The 17,134-nt window shown below is 71.8% G+C and carries 16 protein-coding genes; 7 read left to right on the top strand and 9 right to left on the bottom strand.

What is annotated here, in order from left to right; genetic code table 11:
• The 4 genes from ACFYWX_RS06935 to ACFYWX_RS06920 all read right to left on the bottom strand — a co-directional run bounded on the left by ACFYWX_RS06935 (position 1) and on the right by ACFYWX_RS06920 (position 7,011).
• Positions 1-4,356 (bottom strand): trypsin-like peptidase domain-containing protein, encoded by a 4,356-nt coding sequence (locus ACFYWX_RS06935; protein WP_389422926.1) that lies wholly within the window; start codon positions 4,354-4,356, stop codon positions 1-3.
• A complete protein-coding gene (locus tag ACFYWX_RS06930) occupies positions 4,343-4,759 on the bottom strand; it encodes a CU044_2847 family protein (RefSeq protein WP_389422925.1) in 417 nt (138 codons plus the stop codon). The genes ACFYWX_RS06935 and ACFYWX_RS06930 overlap by 14 nt, the downstream gene beginning before the upstream one ends.
• 138 nt (positions 4,760-4,897) lie before the next feature.
• Positions 4,898-5,653 carry a decaprenylphospho-beta-D-erythro-pentofuranosid-2-ulose 2-reductase gene (locus ACFYWX_RS06925; RefSeq protein WP_389422924.1) on the bottom strand — a complete coding sequence of 252 codons (756 nt, stop codon included), beginning with the start codon at positions 5,651-5,653 and terminating at the stop codon, positions 4,898-4,900.
• Complete coding sequence (locus tag ACFYWX_RS06920; protein ID WP_389422923.1) at positions 5,650-7,011, bottom strand: FAD-binding protein; 1,362 nt, start codon at positions 7,009-7,011, stop codon at positions 5,650-5,652. Before ACFYWX_RS06920 ends, ACFYWX_RS06925 begins: the two co-directional genes overlap by 4 nt.
• A 133-nt stretch (positions 7,012-7,144) precedes the next feature.
• On the opposite strand from ACFYWX_RS06920, the gene ACFYWX_RS06915 reads away from it, so the two are divergent.
• The 4 genes from ACFYWX_RS06915 (at position 7,145) to ACFYWX_RS06900 (ending at position 10,164) form a co-directional block, all read left to right on the top strand.
• Positions 7,145-7,672 (top strand): phosphatase PAP2 family protein, encoded by a 528-nt coding sequence (locus tag ACFYWX_RS06915; protein ID WP_389422922.1) that lies wholly within the window; start codon positions 7,145-7,147, stop codon positions 7,670-7,672.
• Complete coding sequence (locus ACFYWX_RS06910; RefSeq protein WP_389422921.1) at positions 7,665-8,642, top strand: decaprenyl-phosphate phosphoribosyltransferase; 978 nt, start codon at positions 7,665-7,667, stop codon at positions 8,640-8,642. Before ACFYWX_RS06915 ends, ACFYWX_RS06910 begins: the two co-directional genes overlap by 8 nt.
• Before the next feature lie 179 nt (positions 8,643-8,821).
• Entirely contained in the window at positions 8,822-9,256 is a 435-nt protein-coding gene (locus tag ACFYWX_RS06905) for a GtrA family protein (protein WP_389423067.1), read from the top strand.
• On the top strand, positions 9,244-10,164 hold the full coding sequence (locus tag ACFYWX_RS06900; RefSeq protein WP_389422920.1) for a YihY/virulence factor BrkB family protein: 921 nt from the start codon (positions 9,244-9,246) through the stop codon (positions 10,162-10,164). The genes ACFYWX_RS06905 and ACFYWX_RS06900 overlap by 13 nt, the downstream gene beginning before the upstream one ends.
• Here ACFYWX_RS06900 and ACFYWX_RS06895 read toward each other — a convergent pair.
• Positions 10,118-11,434, bottom strand: coding sequence for a D-alanyl-D-alanine carboxypeptidase family protein (locus ACFYWX_RS06895; RefSeq protein WP_389422919.1), 1,317 nt, complete (start codon positions 11,432-11,434; stop codon positions 10,118-10,120). The two genes, ACFYWX_RS06900 and ACFYWX_RS06895, sit on opposite strands and share 47 nt — an antisense overlap.
• A gap of 181 nt (positions 11,435-11,615) precedes the next feature.
• Here ACFYWX_RS06895 and ACFYWX_RS06890 point away from each other — a divergent pair, with 181 nt between their 5' ends.
• From ACFYWX_RS06890 to ACFYWX_RS06880, 3 genes are all read left to right on the top strand, one after another.
• Positions 11,616-11,855, top strand: coding sequence for an SCO4848 family membrane protein (locus ACFYWX_RS06890; protein ID WP_389422918.1), 240 nt, complete (start codon positions 11,616-11,618; stop codon positions 11,853-11,855).
• Between the two features lie 16 nt (positions 11,856-11,871).
• The gene (locus tag ACFYWX_RS06885; RefSeq protein ID WP_389422917.1) at positions 11,872-13,140 is read left to right on the top strand and encodes a metallophosphoesterase; all 1,269 of its coding nucleotides are present in this window, start codon (positions 11,872-11,874) and stop codon (positions 13,138-13,140) included.
• Positions 13,141-13,362: 222 nt separating this feature from the next.
• Entirely contained in the window at positions 13,363-14,916 is a 1,554-nt protein-coding gene (locus ACFYWX_RS06880) for an ABC transporter substrate-binding protein (protein WP_389422916.1), read from the top strand.
• A 48-nt stretch (positions 14,917-14,964) separates the two neighbouring features.
• On the opposite strand, the gene ACFYWX_RS06875 is transcribed toward ACFYWX_RS06880, so the two are convergent.
• The 4 genes from ACFYWX_RS06875 to ACFYWX_RS06860 all read right to left on the bottom strand — a co-directional run bounded on the left by ACFYWX_RS06875 (position 14,965) and on the right by ACFYWX_RS06860 (position 17,117).
• A complete protein-coding gene (locus ACFYWX_RS06875; protein ID WP_389422915.1) occupies positions 14,965-15,705 on the bottom strand; it encodes a TetR/AcrR family transcriptional regulator in 741 nt (246 codons plus the stop codon).
• A gap of 9 nt (positions 15,706-15,714) precedes the next feature.
• Entirely contained in the window at positions 15,715-16,209 is a 495-nt protein-coding gene (locus ACFYWX_RS06870; protein ID WP_389422914.1) for a thiol-disulfide oxidoreductase DCC family protein, read from the bottom strand.
• Positions 16,206-16,610: a hypothetical protein gene (locus tag ACFYWX_RS06865; protein ID WP_389422913.1), complete on the bottom strand. Its 405-nt coding sequence runs from the start codon at positions 16,608-16,610 to the stop codon at positions 16,206-16,208. The genes ACFYWX_RS06870 and ACFYWX_RS06865 overlap by 4 nt, the downstream gene beginning before the upstream one ends.
• A 96-nt stretch (positions 16,611-16,706) precedes the next feature.
• A complete protein-coding gene (locus tag ACFYWX_RS06860; RefSeq protein WP_389422912.1) occupies positions 16,707-17,117 on the bottom strand; it encodes a VOC family protein in 411 nt (136 codons plus the stop codon).
• Positions 17,118-17,134: the final 17 nt, after the last annotated feature.

The following is a 17,134-nucleotide window of genomic DNA, read 5'->3' as shown; positions in this document are numbered from 1 at the left end:
TCAGTCCGCGCACGGGCGGCCGGTGTGCGCGCCGAGCGGGAGCTGCTTGCCCTCGGCTTCGGTGTAGGAGCGGTCCGCGCTCCGGCAGAGCTGCCGCCACCAGGCCTCGGGGTCCACGTCGAAGCTCTGGAGCTGGGATCCGGCGACCAGCCGGACGACCGTGCCGGCCGTCACCGCCGAGTACGGGTCGATGCTCACCGAGGACAGGCTCTCGCCCAGCTCCCGGCCGGTCGGCACCTCATGGAGCCGGAAGGTGTTGTTCCCGCCCAGCGAGACCAGCGTCGAGGTGCCGATGAAGGCGATCAGTCCCGAGCCGGAGGCGAAGGGCACCGTGCCTCCCGTCCTGTGACCGGTCCCCACGTCCCAGAACCGCACCTTGTTGTCACTGTGAGCGACGGCCAGCAGATTTCCGTCGGAGCTGAACTGCATGGTGGTCTGTGTCATGTCGTCGCCGAGCATCCCCTTCACGCCCATCGGCGCGGTCCAGCCGGTGAGACGGGTGCCCTTGGCGAAGTCCCACAGCTCCAGCCTGCCGTACTTGTGACGGGACCGGGTGACGATCAGTGCCTGGGTGGGGTGGCCCGGGCGGGGGACGAGCTGGCCCGGGGTGGCGTAGAAGAGGGGCGGGTGGTGCTCGGGCTGTGTCACCCGCAGCGGGGGCGCGACGGGCGTCCCGGTGCGTGCATCGACGCGCAGCACCTCGTTGGTGGACACCAGAACGGCCAGGTCGCCGTTGCCCAGCTGAGCCACCGATTCGATGGTGGCGGTCTCGGAGCCCTTCTTGATCTGCGAGCGGAGATCGACTTCGAGTCGGCTCGCCGGGTCGTCGGCCGCGTACAGGAGGAGGGTGAGGCCCTCAGCGTCCCAGGCGGCCACGCCTTCCCAGCCCTGCGCACGCGCCCAGGTCAACTGCCACGCGGTGTTCTCCGGGTCGCCCGGCAACGTGACCGAGCGGGTCGGGGCTCCGGGAGCGCGCAGGTACAGCTTGCCCGCGTACGTGGTGGCGAACCGGTCGGCGTCCGGCGCCAGCTCCATCAGCTGGTCGTAGGTGGCACCGCCCGTGAGAGGAGGGGCGCTCTCGGTCAGTCTCAGCCGCATCAGGCCGTCGCCGACCGCCGCCACCGCCTCGGGCCCTTCGGCCCTGCCCCGCCCCGCCCAGACCGCGACTCCCACATCGTCGCTCGAGGTGTCGTCGGTGGGCACCACCGCCGTCCAGGTGGCGCCGTCCCTCAGGCCGAACAGAGAGAGGACTCCGTACTCCACGCCGTAGTACTTGGAGTTCTCGGCTCTACGGACATGCGAGCGGTAAAGCTGTGATGCGTCGGTGCCGCTGAAGTCGTCCGGAATGCCGAGGTCCGGCCGGCTGCCGTCCACGCTGAGGACCTTGCTGTCGCCGCTCGCATAGGAGAACAACAGCTTTCCCCGGGCCGTCAAGTCGAGTGTCGCCTTGCTGTCCGTGATCAGCCGCCGCTGCTCCTTGCCGTCGGACAGCGTGAAGACACCCACCGACGACGCATACGAGGCCGGGGTCCTGCGCATCCAGTCGAGCACCACCCGTCGGCCCTCGTCCGCGAAGGCCGCGTCGGCGCCCCCTCGGTCGGCGACCAGCCGTCCTGCCCCTGGGACGGCTTTGCCGGAGGACACCTCCCAGACGTCCAGCGCGGCTCGCTCCGCAGTGGTTCTGCCCTGCTTCTCCCCGTACTTGTACAGGCGCAGCAGGCGGGAGCCGTCGTCGGAGAAGTCCAGCGACGGCGTGTACACGTCGTCGGGCTGCGGCTGCCGGGCGCCGGTGAGCAGCCGAGGCTCGGTGTCCTTGGCGTCGACCTGCCACAGCCGGACCGAGCCGTCCGTGGTGGTCATCGTGTACCAGCGCCCGTCGTCGCTGAGCGCGTCCTGGAAATCACCCGCGGGGACCCCTTCCAGGCGGCGGGCCCGGGGATGTCCGGAGGTGGCGTCCGTCACGATGCTCACCTCCCGGTGGTTCTCATCGGGGGCCGTGACCACTGCCAGCACGTCCCGGTCCGGAGCCGACGTCATGTGCTGCACCGCGCCCGACCACAGGGCGGGGTGGACCTCCTCCACGTCCCGCATCCGCATGTACTGGCGGAACAGTGCCGCCCCCGCCTTGTCGGTGTGGTCCGTGGCCCAGGCGCCCATGGCCATCTGCACCGCCAGGCCGACGTCGGTGGCCGACCGCTCCTGCGACAGGTCCGCCAGCTGCCGGGACGCCACGTCGCGCAGCTTGGCCTCGATCGTGTCCCGGCTGCGGGAGGCGTCCCAGGCCAGCCAGCCGGCCAGCAGGGTCAGGACGGTGACGGTGGCGGCGAAGGCGCGCAGTGCGTACGCGCCCCGTCGGGCGTGGCGGCGGCCCGCCGCCAGGTAGGCCCGCTCCAGGTCGGTGATGTCCCGGCCCCGCTCCGACAGCCAGCGGTCCGCCGCCGACAGCAGTCGCCGGGGCGCGAAGGCGAAGGGGCGGCCGCCCTCCTCCCGCCAGATGCGGGCGTGTTCCGCCACGTCGGCCTGCCAGGCGCGGAACTCCTCGCCCTCGCGCAGACACGTGCGCAGCCACTCCCACTCGCGCAGCAGCGCCTCGTGCGCCATCCGCAGCGCTTCCCCGGTCGCGTCCCCCGGCCCCTCGCCCGGCCGCTGCCGGGTCCAGACGAGCAGCTTCTCGCGTGTCATGCGCTGCGCCAACCGCAGCTGCGCGGCGTCCAGTTCGGCGGCCGGCACGGTGTCCGGCAGGAACCGGCCGAAATTGTCGGGGCGGGCCAGCCGCTGGAACAGGCGCCGGGCCGCCTGCTCGTCGGCGAGGCCCTCGTCGACCGCTTCGCGCAGGGTGCGCTCCGCGTGCTGTGCCAACGCGCCCGACAGGCTGCCCAGTTCCTGGTACGCGGCCAGCGTGAGGCGTCCCCCGGAGCGCCGTCGCCACAGCTCGGCCAGGGTGAACTCCAGCAGGGGCAGCGAGTTGGTCTCCCCGCGTGTGTCCTGGGCCGCGCGGGCGTCGCGCAGCAGCAGATCGGCGAGGCCCGGATCCAGTCCGGCGCCGGGGATCGGGCGCAGCGGCTCGGCGATCACCCGGGCCAGGGCCTCGTCGGTGAGCGGATCGAGGTGCACGAGCGCGTGCGGCCGTTCGGCGGCCGGCAGCGCGGCCGCCAGGACGTCCAGCGTGGCGTGCCGGGCGGACAGCACGGCCCGCGGCCCCCGGCCCGGCCGGGAATCCGTACCGACCGACGTGATGTCCCGCAGCCAGGTCACCACCCGGCGGGCCGCGAGCGGTGCGGCGGCCGCGTACTCCTCGAACTGGTCGAGCACCAGGACGCCCAGTCGGTCCCCCGTCGCGCCGCGAAGCCGCTCGCGCAGCTGGGTCAGGGCGAGTCCGTCACCCGCGAGCGCCGCCCGTACGGTCGTGCGGTGCGTGGCGGCGTCCGCCGCGGGCTCGGCGGCCTCCCACAGCGCGAGCAGGGCCTCGCCGAGGAACTCGGCCGGGTCGTCCGCCTCCCGGGGCGTCCGCACCACGACGACGGCCTGCGCGCCCCGCAGCCGGGGCAGCAGACCGGCCCGCAGCAGCGACGACTTGCCCGTGCCCGACTGCCCCGTCAGCAGGGTCAGCGGGCGCTCCCGCACCGCCGAGAGGAGCGTGTCCGTCTCCGGCTCGCGGCCGAGGAAGAGGTGCGCGTCGCCCTCCTCGAAGCGCAGCAGGCCCTTGAACGGTCCGGTGCCGTCCGGCGGGTCGGGGACGGCCGGGGCCAGTCGCCGGGCGGGTATCAGGTACGCCGTGCCCGCGATGCCGCCGCGGCCGCGCGTCGCGAGCAACCCGACCACGTGCCCGGCCTCGACGTCCCAGACGGGGCTGCCGCTGAACCCGGGCAGGATCGGCACGCTGCCGTGACCGGCGTCCAGCTGGATGCGGCCCGCGCCCTGGCCGCCGCGCAGTGTTCCGTGCGCGTTCACGCCCGTGCGGGTGTCCTCGGGGAAGCCGTACAGCCGTGCCTCGCGTCCGTACAGCGGTGCGTCGGGGTCGGCCAGGGGGAGCGGCGTGGACCCGGTCACCTCGTGGGTCAGCCGGAGCAGCGCGATGTCGTCGTCGGGGTGCCAGCCCGCGATGTCGGCCGGTACCGGCGTCGAGCGGCCCTCGGTGAGCAGGGGGAAGTCCACCAGGACCGGTTCGTCCGGGCGGGGCGCCCGGGTGTCGGTGAGGTCGGCCAGCAGGTGCGCGCAGGTGCACACCAGGTCGCGGGTGAGCAGGAAACCGGCGCCCACCGGCTCGCCGTCCGCGTCCAGGATCCGGGCGAGCCCCCGCTCGAACGCGGGGAGCGTCGCGGCGGGTGCGGGACGGTGTGCGTCAGCCGGCGTCACCGGCGGGCCCCGCGTCCGGGGACGACGGCTCGTCGTCCGCCTCCGCGTCGGCCGTGCGGCGCGGCTGCCGTTCCCACTCCAGCAGGACCTTGAAGTGGGCCTCACCGGCGGCACGCGCGAGCACGACTCCGGCGTCCGCGCTCAGCTTCACCCCGAACTCCAGCGCGACCCGGTCGGGGCTCTGCGGCATCGCGCGCAGCGAGTCCAGCACGTCCTGCGCCGCCGGGCGCACACGGTCCACGGCCTGCCGCAGGGTGTCCGCGGCGGCGGCCGCGGCGCCGCCACCCTCACGCCGCCGCCGCACCGGTTCGTAGGCGCCGTCGCCGTGCGACGGCAAAGACCCGTCGACCTCCACCCGCAGCACCGTGCCGTCGCTCGCCTGGAACTCCGTTATGTCTGCCATCGCGTCGCTCGCCCGTCGCTTCCATTCGGCACTACGTCCGATCGGGTGCAGGAGATTACGCAATGTACGCAGAACTGCCTACGGACTTCAACGAGGCCACGACTGCGATGAGTTGATGGAGCGGTCGACGACAGAGCCCTAGAGCGGCAGTCGGCGGAACACCGCCCGTGGCACGTGTCGCAGCGCCGACATCACAATGCGCAACGCACCCGGCACCCACACCGTCTCCGAGCGGCGCCGGAGCCCCAGTTCGACGGCGGTCGCCACCGCCTCGGGGGTGGTCGCGAGGGGGGTCTCCGGGAGGTCGGCCGTCATCCTCGTACGGACGAAGCCGGGGCGTACGACCATCACGTGGACGCCCGTGCCGTGCAGGGCGTCGCCGAGGCCCTGGGTGAAGGTGTCCAGGCCGGCCTTGCTGGAGCCGTAGATGAAGTTCGCGCGGCGGGCCCGTTCGCCGGCGACGGAGGAGAGGACGACGAGGGAGCCGTGGCCCTGGGCCTGGAGGGCGCGGGCGGAGATAAGGCCCGCCGAGACGGCACCGGTGTAGTTGGTCTGCGCGACGCGCACGGCCGACACCGGTTCGCGTTCGTCGCGGGCCTGGTCGCCGAGGACGCCGAAGGCGAGCAGCACCATGTCGATGTCGCCCTCGGTGAAGACCTTGTCGAGGACCGCCTCGTGGGAGTCGGGTTCGAGCGCGTCGAAGGCGACGGTGTGGACGTCGGCGCCCAGGTCGCGCAGGCCCTCGGCGGCCTGTTCCAGGGCGAGGGACGGGCGTCCCGCCAGCCACACCGTGCGGGTGCGGCGGATGATCAGGCGGCGCGCGGTGGCCAGCGCGATCTCGGACGTACCGCCGAGGACGAGGAGGGACTGGGGGAGGCCGAAGGCGTCCTTCACGACAGCTCCTGGAGGTTGAGGCGACGGGCGAGGTCGGACACGAACACCCCGCGCGGGTCGAGCTCCGCCCGCAGGGCGCGGAAGTCGGCGAGGCGGGGGTACATCGCGGTGAGCAGTTCCGGTCGCAGCCGGGAGTCCTTGGCCAGGTAGACGCGGCCACCGGCGGCGGCGACCTCCTCGTCCAGCTCGTCGAGGAGGACGCCGAGGCCGGGCAGGCCGGCCGGGATGTCCAGGGCCAGGGTCCAGCCGGGCAGGGGGAAGGAGAGCCAGCCCGGGTCGGCCTCCCCGAACCGTTTGAGGACGGCGAGGAAGGACGGGCACCGGCGCTCGGAGATGCGCCGCACGATCCGGCGCAGGGCGCCCTCCTGGCCGTGTCGGACGACGAACTGGTACTGCACGAAGCCGCCGCGGCCGTAGATCCGGTTCCAGTGGGGGACGCCGTCCAGGGGGTGGAAGAAGGTGGAGATCTTCTGCAGTTCACCGGTGCGCGCGCGGGGGGCCTTGCGGTACCAGAGTTCGTTGAACAAACCGACGGTTCTACGAGTGAGCAGTCCTTCGGGGAGGAAGGAGGGGGCGGCGGGGAGCCGGCCAGGGCGGAAGGCCAACGGCGTCCTGCGCGCTCGGGTGGGGAGCGCGTCGAGCGGGGCGTGGTCGCCGCGGGTCAGCACCGCGCGGCCCGTCGCCGCGCCGCGGGCGAGGAGGTCGATCCAGGCGACCGAGTAGCGGTAGCGGTGGTCGGTGGCGGTCAGCCGGGCCATCAGGTCGTCGAGGTCGCTCGCGCGCTCGGTGTCGACGGACATCAGCGAGGTCTCGACCGGCAGGAGCTGGAGGGTGGCCGCGAGGATCACCCCGGTGAGGCCCATACCGCCCGCGGTCGCGTCGAAGAGGGGGGTGCCCGGGGTCACCGTGCGGATCGATCCGTCGGCCGTCAGCAGGTCCAGGGAGCGGACGTGGCGCGAGAAGGCGCCCGAGACGTGGTGGTTCTTGCCGTGGATGTCCGCGCCGATCGCGCCGCCGACCGTCACCTGTCGGGTGCCGGGGGTGACCGGGACGAACCAGCCGAGCGGCAGCAGCGCCTCCATCAGCCGGTGCAGCGAGACGCCCGCGTCGCACCGCACGGTGCCGGCGTCGGCGTCGATCGTGTGGATCCGGTCCAGGCCCGTCATGTCGAACACCGTCCCGCCGGCGTTCTGCGCCGCGTCCCCGTACGCCCGTCCCAGGCCCCGGGGGATGCCGCCGCGTGCCCCGCAGTCCCGGAGGGCGGCCCGGGCCTCCTCGTAGGTGCGAGGGCGGATCAGACGGGCGGCGGAGGGGGCGGTGCGGCCCCATCCCGTGACGGAAACGGTCTCGGCAGACATGTCGGTGACCGTATCGCCCCGCTATGGGCGATTGGACGGGAAACATCATCTCCCTCCCCGAAATGGGTGATTAATGGGATGTCGCTCAATATTGCCGGAGTTCCAGCGGTGTTGACGTGAACAGTGAGTCCACATGGACGACCTCGACGACATGGACCACCGAATCCTTTCGGCGCTGCGCGCCTGCGGCACCGACCCGAGGATCGCGGGCGCCGCGCGCGCCCTGTCCCGGGCCGGTGAACACGGTGCGCTGTGGCTCGCGGCGGGCCTGACCGGAGCCGCCGTGGACCGCTCCCGGCGCGGCGCCTGGCTGCGCGCGACGGCGCTCACCGCGGGCGCGCACCTCGCCAGCATGGGGGTGAAGCGGATCGTGCGCCGACCGCGCCCCGCACACGTCGAGCCCCTGGTGCGCACCGCCGGACGCCACTCCTTCCCGAGCTCCCACGCCGCCTCCGCCGCGGCGGCCGCCGTCGCCTTCGGGGCGCTGGGGGCCCACGTCGTCCCGCCGCTCGCCGCCGCGATGTGCCTCTCCCGCCTGGTCGTCGGCGTCCACTACCCCTCGGACGTCGCGGCGGGCGCGGCCCTCGGGGCGCTCACCGCGCGCGCCGGAGCCCGCTGGATGAGGAGGACACACACGGCGGGGGGCAGCACGCATGACTGAGACCGCGCCCCTGCAAGGCACCGCCGCCGCCCTCCCCGAGCAGCACACCAGGCCCGAGCGGCACCCCGCGCCCCCGCGCCGAGACCGCGGCAGCCTCCTGCTCGGCCTCCTCAGAACGGCCCGGCCCAAGCAGTGGGTCAAGAACACCCTGGTCGTGGCCGCCCCGGCCGCCGCCGGACAGCTCTTCTCCCTCCACGCCCTCACCCAACTCGCGCTCGTCTTCGCCCTGTTCACCACCTGCGCCGCCGCCGTCTACCTGGTCAACGACGCCCGCGACGCCGACGCCGACCGCGCCCACCCCACCAAACGACGCCGCCCGGTCGCCGCCGGACAGGTCCCGGTCCCCGTCGCGTACGCCGTAGGAGGGGCCCTCGCGGTCCTCGCACCCGCCGCCGCGGCCTGGCTGACCTCGCCCGTCGTGGCGGCCCTGCTGACCGCCTACATCGGCATGCAGCTGGCGTACTGCGTCAGCCTCAAGCACGTCCTCGTGGTCGACCTCGCCGTCGTCACCACCGGCTTCCTCATGCGGGCCATGATCGGCGGGCTCGCGCTCGGCATCCCGCTCTCGCGCTGGTTCCTGATCACCACCGGCTTCGGCGCGCTGTTCATGGTGGCGGCCAAGCGCTACTCCGAGGCGGTCCAGATGGCGGGAAAGGCGGGCGCCACGCGCGCGTTGCTCACCGAGTACACCACCGGCTACCTCCGCTTCGTCTGGCAGCTCGCCGCCGGTGTCGCCGTCCTCGGCTACTGCCTGTGGGCCGTGGAGGAGGGCGGTGTCCCGCACACGAGCGTGCTGCCCTGGCGCCAGCTCTCCATGGTCGCCTTCATCCTGGCCGTCCTCCGCTACGCCGTCTTCGCCGACCGCGGCACCGCCGGCGAACCCGAGGAGGTCGTCCTGCGCGACCGCGCGCTCGCCCTCATCGGCCTGGTGTGGATCGCGATGTACGGGCTGGCGGTGGCCAATTGGTGAACCCGGAGCCTAGGACCTGTCGTTTGGGTCATGCCGCAGACGCGGGGTCTGGCACGCACCTCTGCCGCGTTGTCGTCGGTTCTCGACGCTCCGCGTCGACGCCCTCCTCCGCCTTGCAGAGGCACGCACCAGACCCCGCTCACCGGCACCAAGCAGCACCGTCACTACCCTGCGACCTGATCCAAACGACAGGCCCCCGGCGCAGCGAGCTGCTGGGCTTCGCCGCCGTCGGCCTGATCGCCTACGCCGCCGACCTCGCCCTCTTCGCCTGGCTGCGCGGCCCCGCCGGCCTCGGCCCGCTCGCCGCCAAGGCCCTGTCCTTCGTCGCCGGCTGCACGGTCGCGTATCTGGGCAACGCGCTCGGCACCTACCGGCACGCGCGCGTGCCGGGCCTGCGACCGTATGCCGTCTTCTTCGCGGTGAACGTCGCCGGCGCCCTCGTACAGCTCCTCTGTCTCACCGTCAGCCACTACGGCCTCGGCCTCACCTCGCAGCGCGCGGACACGGTCTCCGGCGCGGGAATCGGCATGGCACTGGCCACGGTCCTGCGGTTCTGGGGTACCCGTACATGGGTGTTCCGCGACGAGGGCAGGGTCGGATCATGGACTGGCTGAAAAGGCTCCCCGGGATCGGGCCGTACATCACACGCCTGATGACCACACACGCGTGGCGGTCGTACGAGCGACTGGACCGGGTGAAGTGGACGCGACTGGCCGCCGCGATGACGTTCGTCAGCTTCGTCGCGCTCTTCCCGCTGCTGACGGTGGCCGCCGCGGTCGCCGCCGCCACGCTCAGCAGCGGCGCGCAGCAGAGGCTGGAGGACAAGATCACCGACCAGGTGCCCGGCATATCCGAGCAGCTGGACATCGGTTCCCTCGTCCAGAACGCGGGCGCCATCGGCCTCATCGCGGGCGCCGTCCTGCTGTTCACCGGCATCAACTGGGTCGGCCAGGTGCGGGAGTGCCTGCGCGCGGTCTGGGAGCTGGACGACAGCGACGAGAACCCCCTCGTGCGCAAGGCCAAGGACGCCGGCGTCCTCGTCGGCCTCGGCGGCGCCGTGCTGGTCACGCTCGGTGCCTCCACCTTCGCCTCCGCCGCCGTCGGCTGGGCGGCCGGGCAGCTCGGCATCGACGAGCACGGCTGGGGCAGCGTCCTGCTGCGGATCGCCGCGTTCGCCGTCGCCGTACTCGCCGACTTCCTGCTTCTGCTCTACGCCCTCACCCTGCTGCCCGGCGTCGAGCCGACCCGCCACCGCCTCTTCGTCGCCGCCCTCGTCGGCGCGGTCGGCTTCGAACTGCTGAAGCTGCTGCTGAGCGGCTACATGCAGGGCGTCGCCACGAAGAGCATGTACGGCGCGTTCGGCGTGCCCGTCGCCCTGCTGCTGTGGATCAACTTCACCTCGAAGCTGGTGCTGTACTGCGCCTCCTGGACGGCGACCGGCAGCAAGCAGGAGGAGGGCGTCACACGCGAGCCCCTCAGCGGCGGCGGCGTACCAGATCCGGCAGCGGCCACCGGCGGTTGACCAGGAACACCCCGCCCGCGAGCAGCACCAGCACCCCTCCCGCGATACCCAGCGCTGTCCCGACGCCGCCGGCGCCGTGCTCCGCCGAGGCGGCCGCGGCGACGGGCTTGCCGGAGGCGTTGCCCCCGGCGCCGCCGGTTTCCCCGCCGGCCTGTCCCTCGTCCTTCGAGCCGGGCGGGGCGGACTGCACGGCACCCTTGGGAGCCACCAGCTCGCCCACCGGCGTGACCTTGCCGGCCGCCTTGAAGCCCCAGTCGAAGAGGGCGGCGGTCTCCTTGTAGACCTCGTTGTGGTCATTCTTCTCCGGGTTCATCACCGTGACCAGCAGCACCCGGCCGTCACGCTCGGCGACCCCGGTGAAGGTGGCGCCCGCGTTGGTGGTGTTGCCGTTCTTGACGCCCGCGATGCCCGGGTACTGCGAGATGTCGTAGTCGCCGCGCAACAGCCGGTTGGTGTTCTGGATCTCGTACGTCCCGCGGGTCAACTTGCCCTTCTTGTCCTTCTTCGTCTCGCCCGGGAACTTGGTCCGCACGGTCGAGCAGTACTCGCGGAAGTCCTTCTTCTGCAGTCCGGAGCGGGCGAACAGCGTCAGGTCGTACGCCGACGACACCTGCCCCGCCGCGTCGTAGCCGTCGGGGCTGACCACGTGCGTGTCGAGGGCCTGGAGCTCTTCGGCGTGCTCGTTCATCTCCCGCACCGTGTTGTCGATGCCGTCGTTCATCTTCGACAGCACGTGCACGGCGTCGTTGCCGGACATCAGGAACACACCCAGCCACAGGTCGTGGACCGTGTAGGTCTCGCCCTCCTTTATCCCGACCATGCTGGAGCCGGCCCCGATGCCCTCCAGGTCCTCCTGGGTCACCTTGTGCTTGGTGTCCTTGGGGAACTTCGGCAGCACCGTGTCCGCGAACAGCATCTTCAATGTGCTCGCCGGGGGCAGCCGCCAGTGGGAGTTGTGCGAGGCGAGCACCTCGCCGGACTCCGCGTCCGTGACGATCCACGACCGGGCGGTGAGGTCCTTCGGCAGCACCGGCGCGCCGGCGCCCAGGTTGACCTGCGTCCCCGGCTGCCCGAGGCGGGCGCCGCCGACGGGCGACATGTTCGCCGGGGGAGTGGCGGATGGACTCGCCGAGGGGCTCGTCGACGGTTTCGGCGACGGTTTCGGCGACGGCTTCGGGGCCGCCACGGCGACGGGCGCGGTCAGCGCGAGGGACACGAGGGTGGAGGTGACCAGCAGGGATCCCCTGACGGTCTTCTTGGGTGCGGGCACGACGGAGAACGTACCTGCCGCCCGCCGGGAAGTCCCGCCGCCCTCCCCACCCCGGTCACGGAACCGGACACCGGGCGGCGATACTGAACCCATGCTGTGCTCACCCGGGGGACGACCCCCGGACCCCCGGCCGGTCGGGTCGGCTGCGGGAGCCCGGCGTAGCCATGAAAGGTTGGCTCTTGTGAAACTCAGCCGCCCGGTCTCCTGGTTCCTGCTCGCCTTCGGGGTGTGGAGCTGGGTCATCTGGGTCACTTTCGTCAAGAACCTGATCAAGGACAGCAGCGGACTCGCCTTCGACGACGGCAAGCCCACGGCGTACTTCTGGGTGCACCTGCTGCTGGCCGTCGTTTCCTTCGTATTGGGGACGGTCGTCGGGGTCATCGGGTTGCGCGGAGTGCGCGCACTGCGCCGAACGTCATAACGGGGGCATCCACACCGTGGTCATCGTTTTCCTGCTGCTCGCCCTGGCCGTCCTGGTGACGGGCAACTGGTACCTGTGGCGCCGCCTGTTCCGCGACACGACCCGGGGGCCGGGCTGGGCGCGCCGTACCGGCGCGGCGGTGATCACGGGAGGCTGGGTCCTCGCGGTCGGCGCACTCGTCGGCGAACGCACGGGAGCCCCGTTCTGGCTCCAGCAGGTCATGGCCTGGCCGGGCTTCCTGTGGCTGGCGCTGTCGATATACCTGCTGCTGGCGGTGGCGGCGGGCGAGGTCGTACGACCGCTGCTGCGGCGCTACCTGGAGAGACGGGCCCCGGCCGCCGTGATCGCCGTACCGCGACCGGAGCCGGTGCGGTCGGGTGCGGCACAGGAAGCACCACAGGATGCACCGCAGGAAAAGACAGAAGTCACCGAGGCACCCCGAGAAGTACTGGTGGCTGCCCCCTCCCGCCGCCTCTTCGTCTCCCGCGTGATCGGCGGTGCGGCGGCCGCGGCCGCCGTCGGCACGGTCGGCTACGGCACGTACGGCGTCCTGAGCGGCCCGAAGGTCAAGCGGGTCACCGTCCCGCTGGCCAAGCTGCCGCGCGCGGCGCACGGATTCCGGATCGCCGTCGTCAGCGACATCCACCTGGGCCCGGTCCTCGGACGCGGCTTCGCCCAGAAGGTCGTCGACACCATCAACGCGACCCGGCCCGACATGATCGCGGTCGTCGGCGACCTGGTCGACGGCAGCGTCAAGGACCTGGGTCCGGCCGCCGCACCCCTGGCTCAACTCGAGGCGCGACACGGCGCGTTCTTCGTCACCGGCAACCACGAGTACTTCTCCGGCGCCGAGCAGTGGGTCGAGGAGGTACGCCGGCTGGGCCTGCGCCCGCTGGAGAACGCCCGCACCGAGCTGCCCCACTTCGACCTCGCCGGCGTCAACGACGTGGCGGGCGAGAGCGAGGGCCAGGGCCCCGACTTCGCCCGCGCCCTCGGCGACCGTGACACCACGCGCGCGTGCGTCCTGCTCGCCCACCAGCCGGTGCAGATCCACGACGCCGTCGAGCACGGCGTCGACCTCCAGCTCTCCGGCCACACCCACGGCGGCCAGCTCTGGCCCGGCAACCTCATCGCCGCCGCCGCGAACCCCACCGTGGCCGGCCTGGAACGCTACGGCGACACCCAGCTCTACGTCTCCCGAGGCGCCGGCGCCTGGGGCCCGCCGACCCGCGTGGGCGCCCCGTCGGACATCACGGTGATCGAACTGGCCTCGAAGCAGGCGTGACCCGCACGAGGGGAAGGGACGCGATGGGCGTCGACGTGATGCCGGGACCGACGGGTTCCGCCGACACCCCCGTGAACCCTGTGGGGACGCTGTGAAATGCCCCCGAAACACCCGTAGGTAAGATCTTTCTCATCTCGTCAGAATCCCCTTCCCCCGGCTGAAACCCGTGTGGTTAGGTGAGCCGCGCCACTTAGGGGAGTGGCATCTTGGGGAGGCGCCACCATGCGATCGGTTCGCATGCGGATCCTCGCGGGACTGCTGGTACTGGCGGCCGCGGGAATCGGCGGCTGGCAACTGCTGCCGTCGCAGGAGGACTCGGGCAAGAGCATCAGGGTCGGCACGACGGACACCGTCACCTCGCTCGACCCGGCCGGCGCCTACGACGCCGGCTCCTGGGCCCTCTTCAGCAACGTCTTCCAGACCCTCGTGACGTTCGAGCCGGGCGGCGCCGCCCCCGTGCCGGACGCCGCGAAGAGCTGCCGCTTCCAGGGCAGCGGCCTGCGCACCTACCGCTGCGAACTGCGCGCCGGACTGAAGTTCCCCAGCGGCCGCGAGATGACGGCCGAGGACGTGAAGTACTCCTTCGACCGGGTCAAGAAGATCAACTCCGACGTCGGCCCGGCCTCCCTCCTCTCCACCCTCAGCTCGGTGGACGCCGACGGCATGACCGTCACCTTCCACCTCACCTCCGCCGACGCCACCTTCCCGTTCAAGGTGGCCACCGGCGCCGGTTCGATCGTCGACCACACCCGCTACCCGTCGGCCTCCCTGCGCACCGGCAGCGCCGTCGACGGCACCGGACCGTACGAGCTGAGCGCGTATACGAAGGGCCGCAAGGCCGTCCTCAAGCCCTACGGCGACTACCAGGGCGCCGTGAAGCCCGGCCCGCCCGTCGAGCTGCGCTACTACGCCGACGGCGAGGCCCTGAACAAGGCCTGGAACGCCAAGCAGGTCGAGGTCGCCACCCGCCAGCTGCCGCCCAAGGTCCTCGCCGATCTCAACCCCGGCGACCCCGGCAGGCGGGTCTCCGAGGCCGACAGCTCCGAGACCCGCAACCTCTACTTCAACACCCGCAAGGGCTCACCCCTGCACGACGTCCGCGTCCGCCGGGCCATGGCCTGGCTGATCGACCGCGACCAGCTCGCCGCGACCGTCTACGACGGCACCGTCGACCCCCTGTACTCCCTCATCCCGACCGGCATCACCGGCCACACCACATCCTTCTTCGACGCCTATCCCAAGCAGGACCCGGAGAAGGCCCGCAAACTCCTCACCGAGGCCGGCGTGAGTCTGCCCGTCCGCTTCACCTACGGCTACGGCCTGGGCAGCGGCTCCGCCGCCGACGAGGCCAAGGAGATCAAGCGGCAGCTGGAGGCGACCGGCCTGTTCAAGGTCACGGTCAAGGGCTACGAGTGGACCGACTTCCAGAAGCGCTGGGCGACCGGCAAACTCGACGCGTACGCCGTCGGCTGGGTCGCCGACTACCCCGACGCGGACACCTTCACCGCCCCGCTCGTCGGCACCGACGGCACCATGAACACCGGCTACAGCAACAAGACCGTCGACCACCTCATCAGGGACAGCCGACAGTACGCCGACCGCGGCCAGGTCTCCGAAGTCTTCCGCGACCTCCAGCTGACGGTCGCCACCGACGTGCCGGTCATCCCGCTGTGGCAACGCAAGGAGTACGTCGTCACCAACGACGACGTCGGCGGCGGCCAGTACCTCGCGGACGGCGACGGGGTGTTCCGGCTGTGGAAGCTGGACTGGATCTGAGCTTGGCTGCGGGGACCGGCGAGGGGGCCCCGCGCGGCACCCTGTGGATCACTCGCCCCGCCCCCGGCCCCCCGGATCCGGCAGCACCTTCGTCATCCCCGGCAGGAAGTCCCTGAACAGCTCGTGCACCTCCCGCACGAGCGGCCGCAGCACCCGGAAGCGGGCCAGTACGACACCGCGCGCGGTGAGCCGGGCGCCCCTCTCGGCCAGCCGGTAACTCCGCTCGCGGCCCTCGGTCCGATCGAAGATCCAGTACAGGACGAGCCCCATCTGGGAGAGCCACATCAGCTCGGGCAGGATGTCCCGCAGCTCCTCCGGCACCTTGGTCTTCGCACCGGCCAGAACCTCCCGGTGGACGCTGATCGCCTCCACGCGCGCGTGCTCCGACTCGGGGGAGAAGGGGCTGAGCGGGCTGTCGGGGTCGGCGGCGTTCTTGAAGAACTGCACGGCGAACTCGTGGTACGGCGTGGCGACGTCCAGCCAGACCCTGAGAACCCCCGCGAGCCGCGCCTCCAGGTCGGTCTCCCGTTCCAGGACCTCCCGGACCGCCGCCCGGTGCTCGGCGGCTAGGCGGTCGTAGAAGCCCTGGATCAGGTGTTCCTTGCCCTCGAAGTAGTAGTACGCGTTGCCGACGGAGACCCCCGCCTCCTTGGCGATGGCCCGCATGGTCGTCTTGTCGTACCCCCGTTCCTGGAACAGCCGCATCGCGGTCTCGAGGATCAGCGCACGGGTCTGCTCGGACTTGGTCTGGGCGGGGCCCTGGTCGGGGCCGTCGTGGTTCGCAGGCACGTAAGGAGCCTAACGAGTGACGCAGCCGCCGCTGTCGCAGCCCGGCGCGGAGTAGCTCCAGCCCGCGCTCGGGTGGTACGTCCACCCGTCCGCCCGGCGGTACACCTGACCGCCCCACTGCGTCCCGCGCCACTTGGCGGCGGCGAGCACCGCGCCCCTGGCGAGCCTGGCCCCGGCCGGGGTGCTCAACCGGTGGGCGAGCGGCCGGTGTTCGCGCAGCGCCCACAGGGTGACGATCCAGGCGGCGGCGTCCCGGTAGACCTGTCCGGAGTCGCCGACGACGGTGACCTCGTCGAGGGTGGCCCGGTGGTCGAGGTCCGGGAAGCGCCGCCGGGCCTCCGCCGAGCCCGCGGGTACCATCTCCAGCGGCACCAGCTGGGGTTGTCGTACGAGCCAGTCACGCAGATGGGTGCACAGGCCGCACTCGGCGTCGTACAGAACGGTGAGCCGGCGGACCGGGACGCGAGCGGCGCCCCGGTCCTCGGTGGTCGTCACGGTGCTCACGCCCCCTGCGTCCCGACCCAGCCCTGCGGAGCCACGGGCGGCAGCTGCTCCCGCTCCATCACGCCCCGCCGCCGGATCCGGTTGAGCACGTACACGTTGCCCAGGTGCATCACGCCGAGCACCAGCAGCACCACACCCAGCTTGGTCGACAGGGCCTCGAAGATCTGGCGCGTGTCCGTGATGGTGTCGTCGCCGCTCAGGTACAGCGCCACGAAGCCGAGGTTGACGAGGTAGAAGCCGACCACCAGGAGGTGGTTGACGGCGTCGGCGAGCTTCTCGTTGCCGTGCAGGACGTCGGCCAGGAAGATCCGCCCGTTGCGGCTGAGCGTGCGGGCCACCCAGATGGTCAGCCCGATGCTGACGACCAGGTAGATGACGTAGGCGATGACGGTGCGGTCCATGCCCCACCCCTTCTTGAACGCGTTCAAAACGCTGACAGGGGAGACTCTAGACCTGTTTTTGAACACGTTCAACAGACTTCGAGGCCGGGGGTGATGTCAGCTCCTGCGGCCCAACTCCGGCCGCTTGGAGTAGTCCGTGAAGCCGATGACGTTGCCCCAGGGATCGGCGACCTCGACGGTCCACCCGGTGGCGACGGAAAAGGGCCCGTCGTACGCCGGGATCCCCGCCTCGGCCAGCCTCCGCGCCGCCACCTTCGCGTCCGGAACCTCCAGCCACACCTGCGGAGACGGCCACGGCGGCGGCCGGTGCCCCAACTCTGGCTCCTCGCGCAACAGGATGCCCGGCGTCTCACCCCCGACCTTCAGCTGCGCGATCCCGGCCTCGTCGAACCGGAAGCCGAGGGCGAACCCGGCGCGCTCATAGAACCTCACGGCTTCGCCGATGTCCCCGACCGGCAACAGCACGTTGTCGAAGCCGAGCAGCTCGTACGACTCTTCATCTGACATGCCATCAGATTAGGTGG

The organism is Streptomyces sp. NPDC002888, assembly GCF_042888465.1.
In the GTDB taxonomy this organism is placed as follows: Bacteria; Actinomycetota; Actinomycetes; order Streptomycetales; family Streptomycetaceae; genus Streptomyces.
The sequence above is the reverse complement of the archived record's forward strand: the minus strand, read 5'-3'. Positions and strand labels throughout refer to the sequence as shown.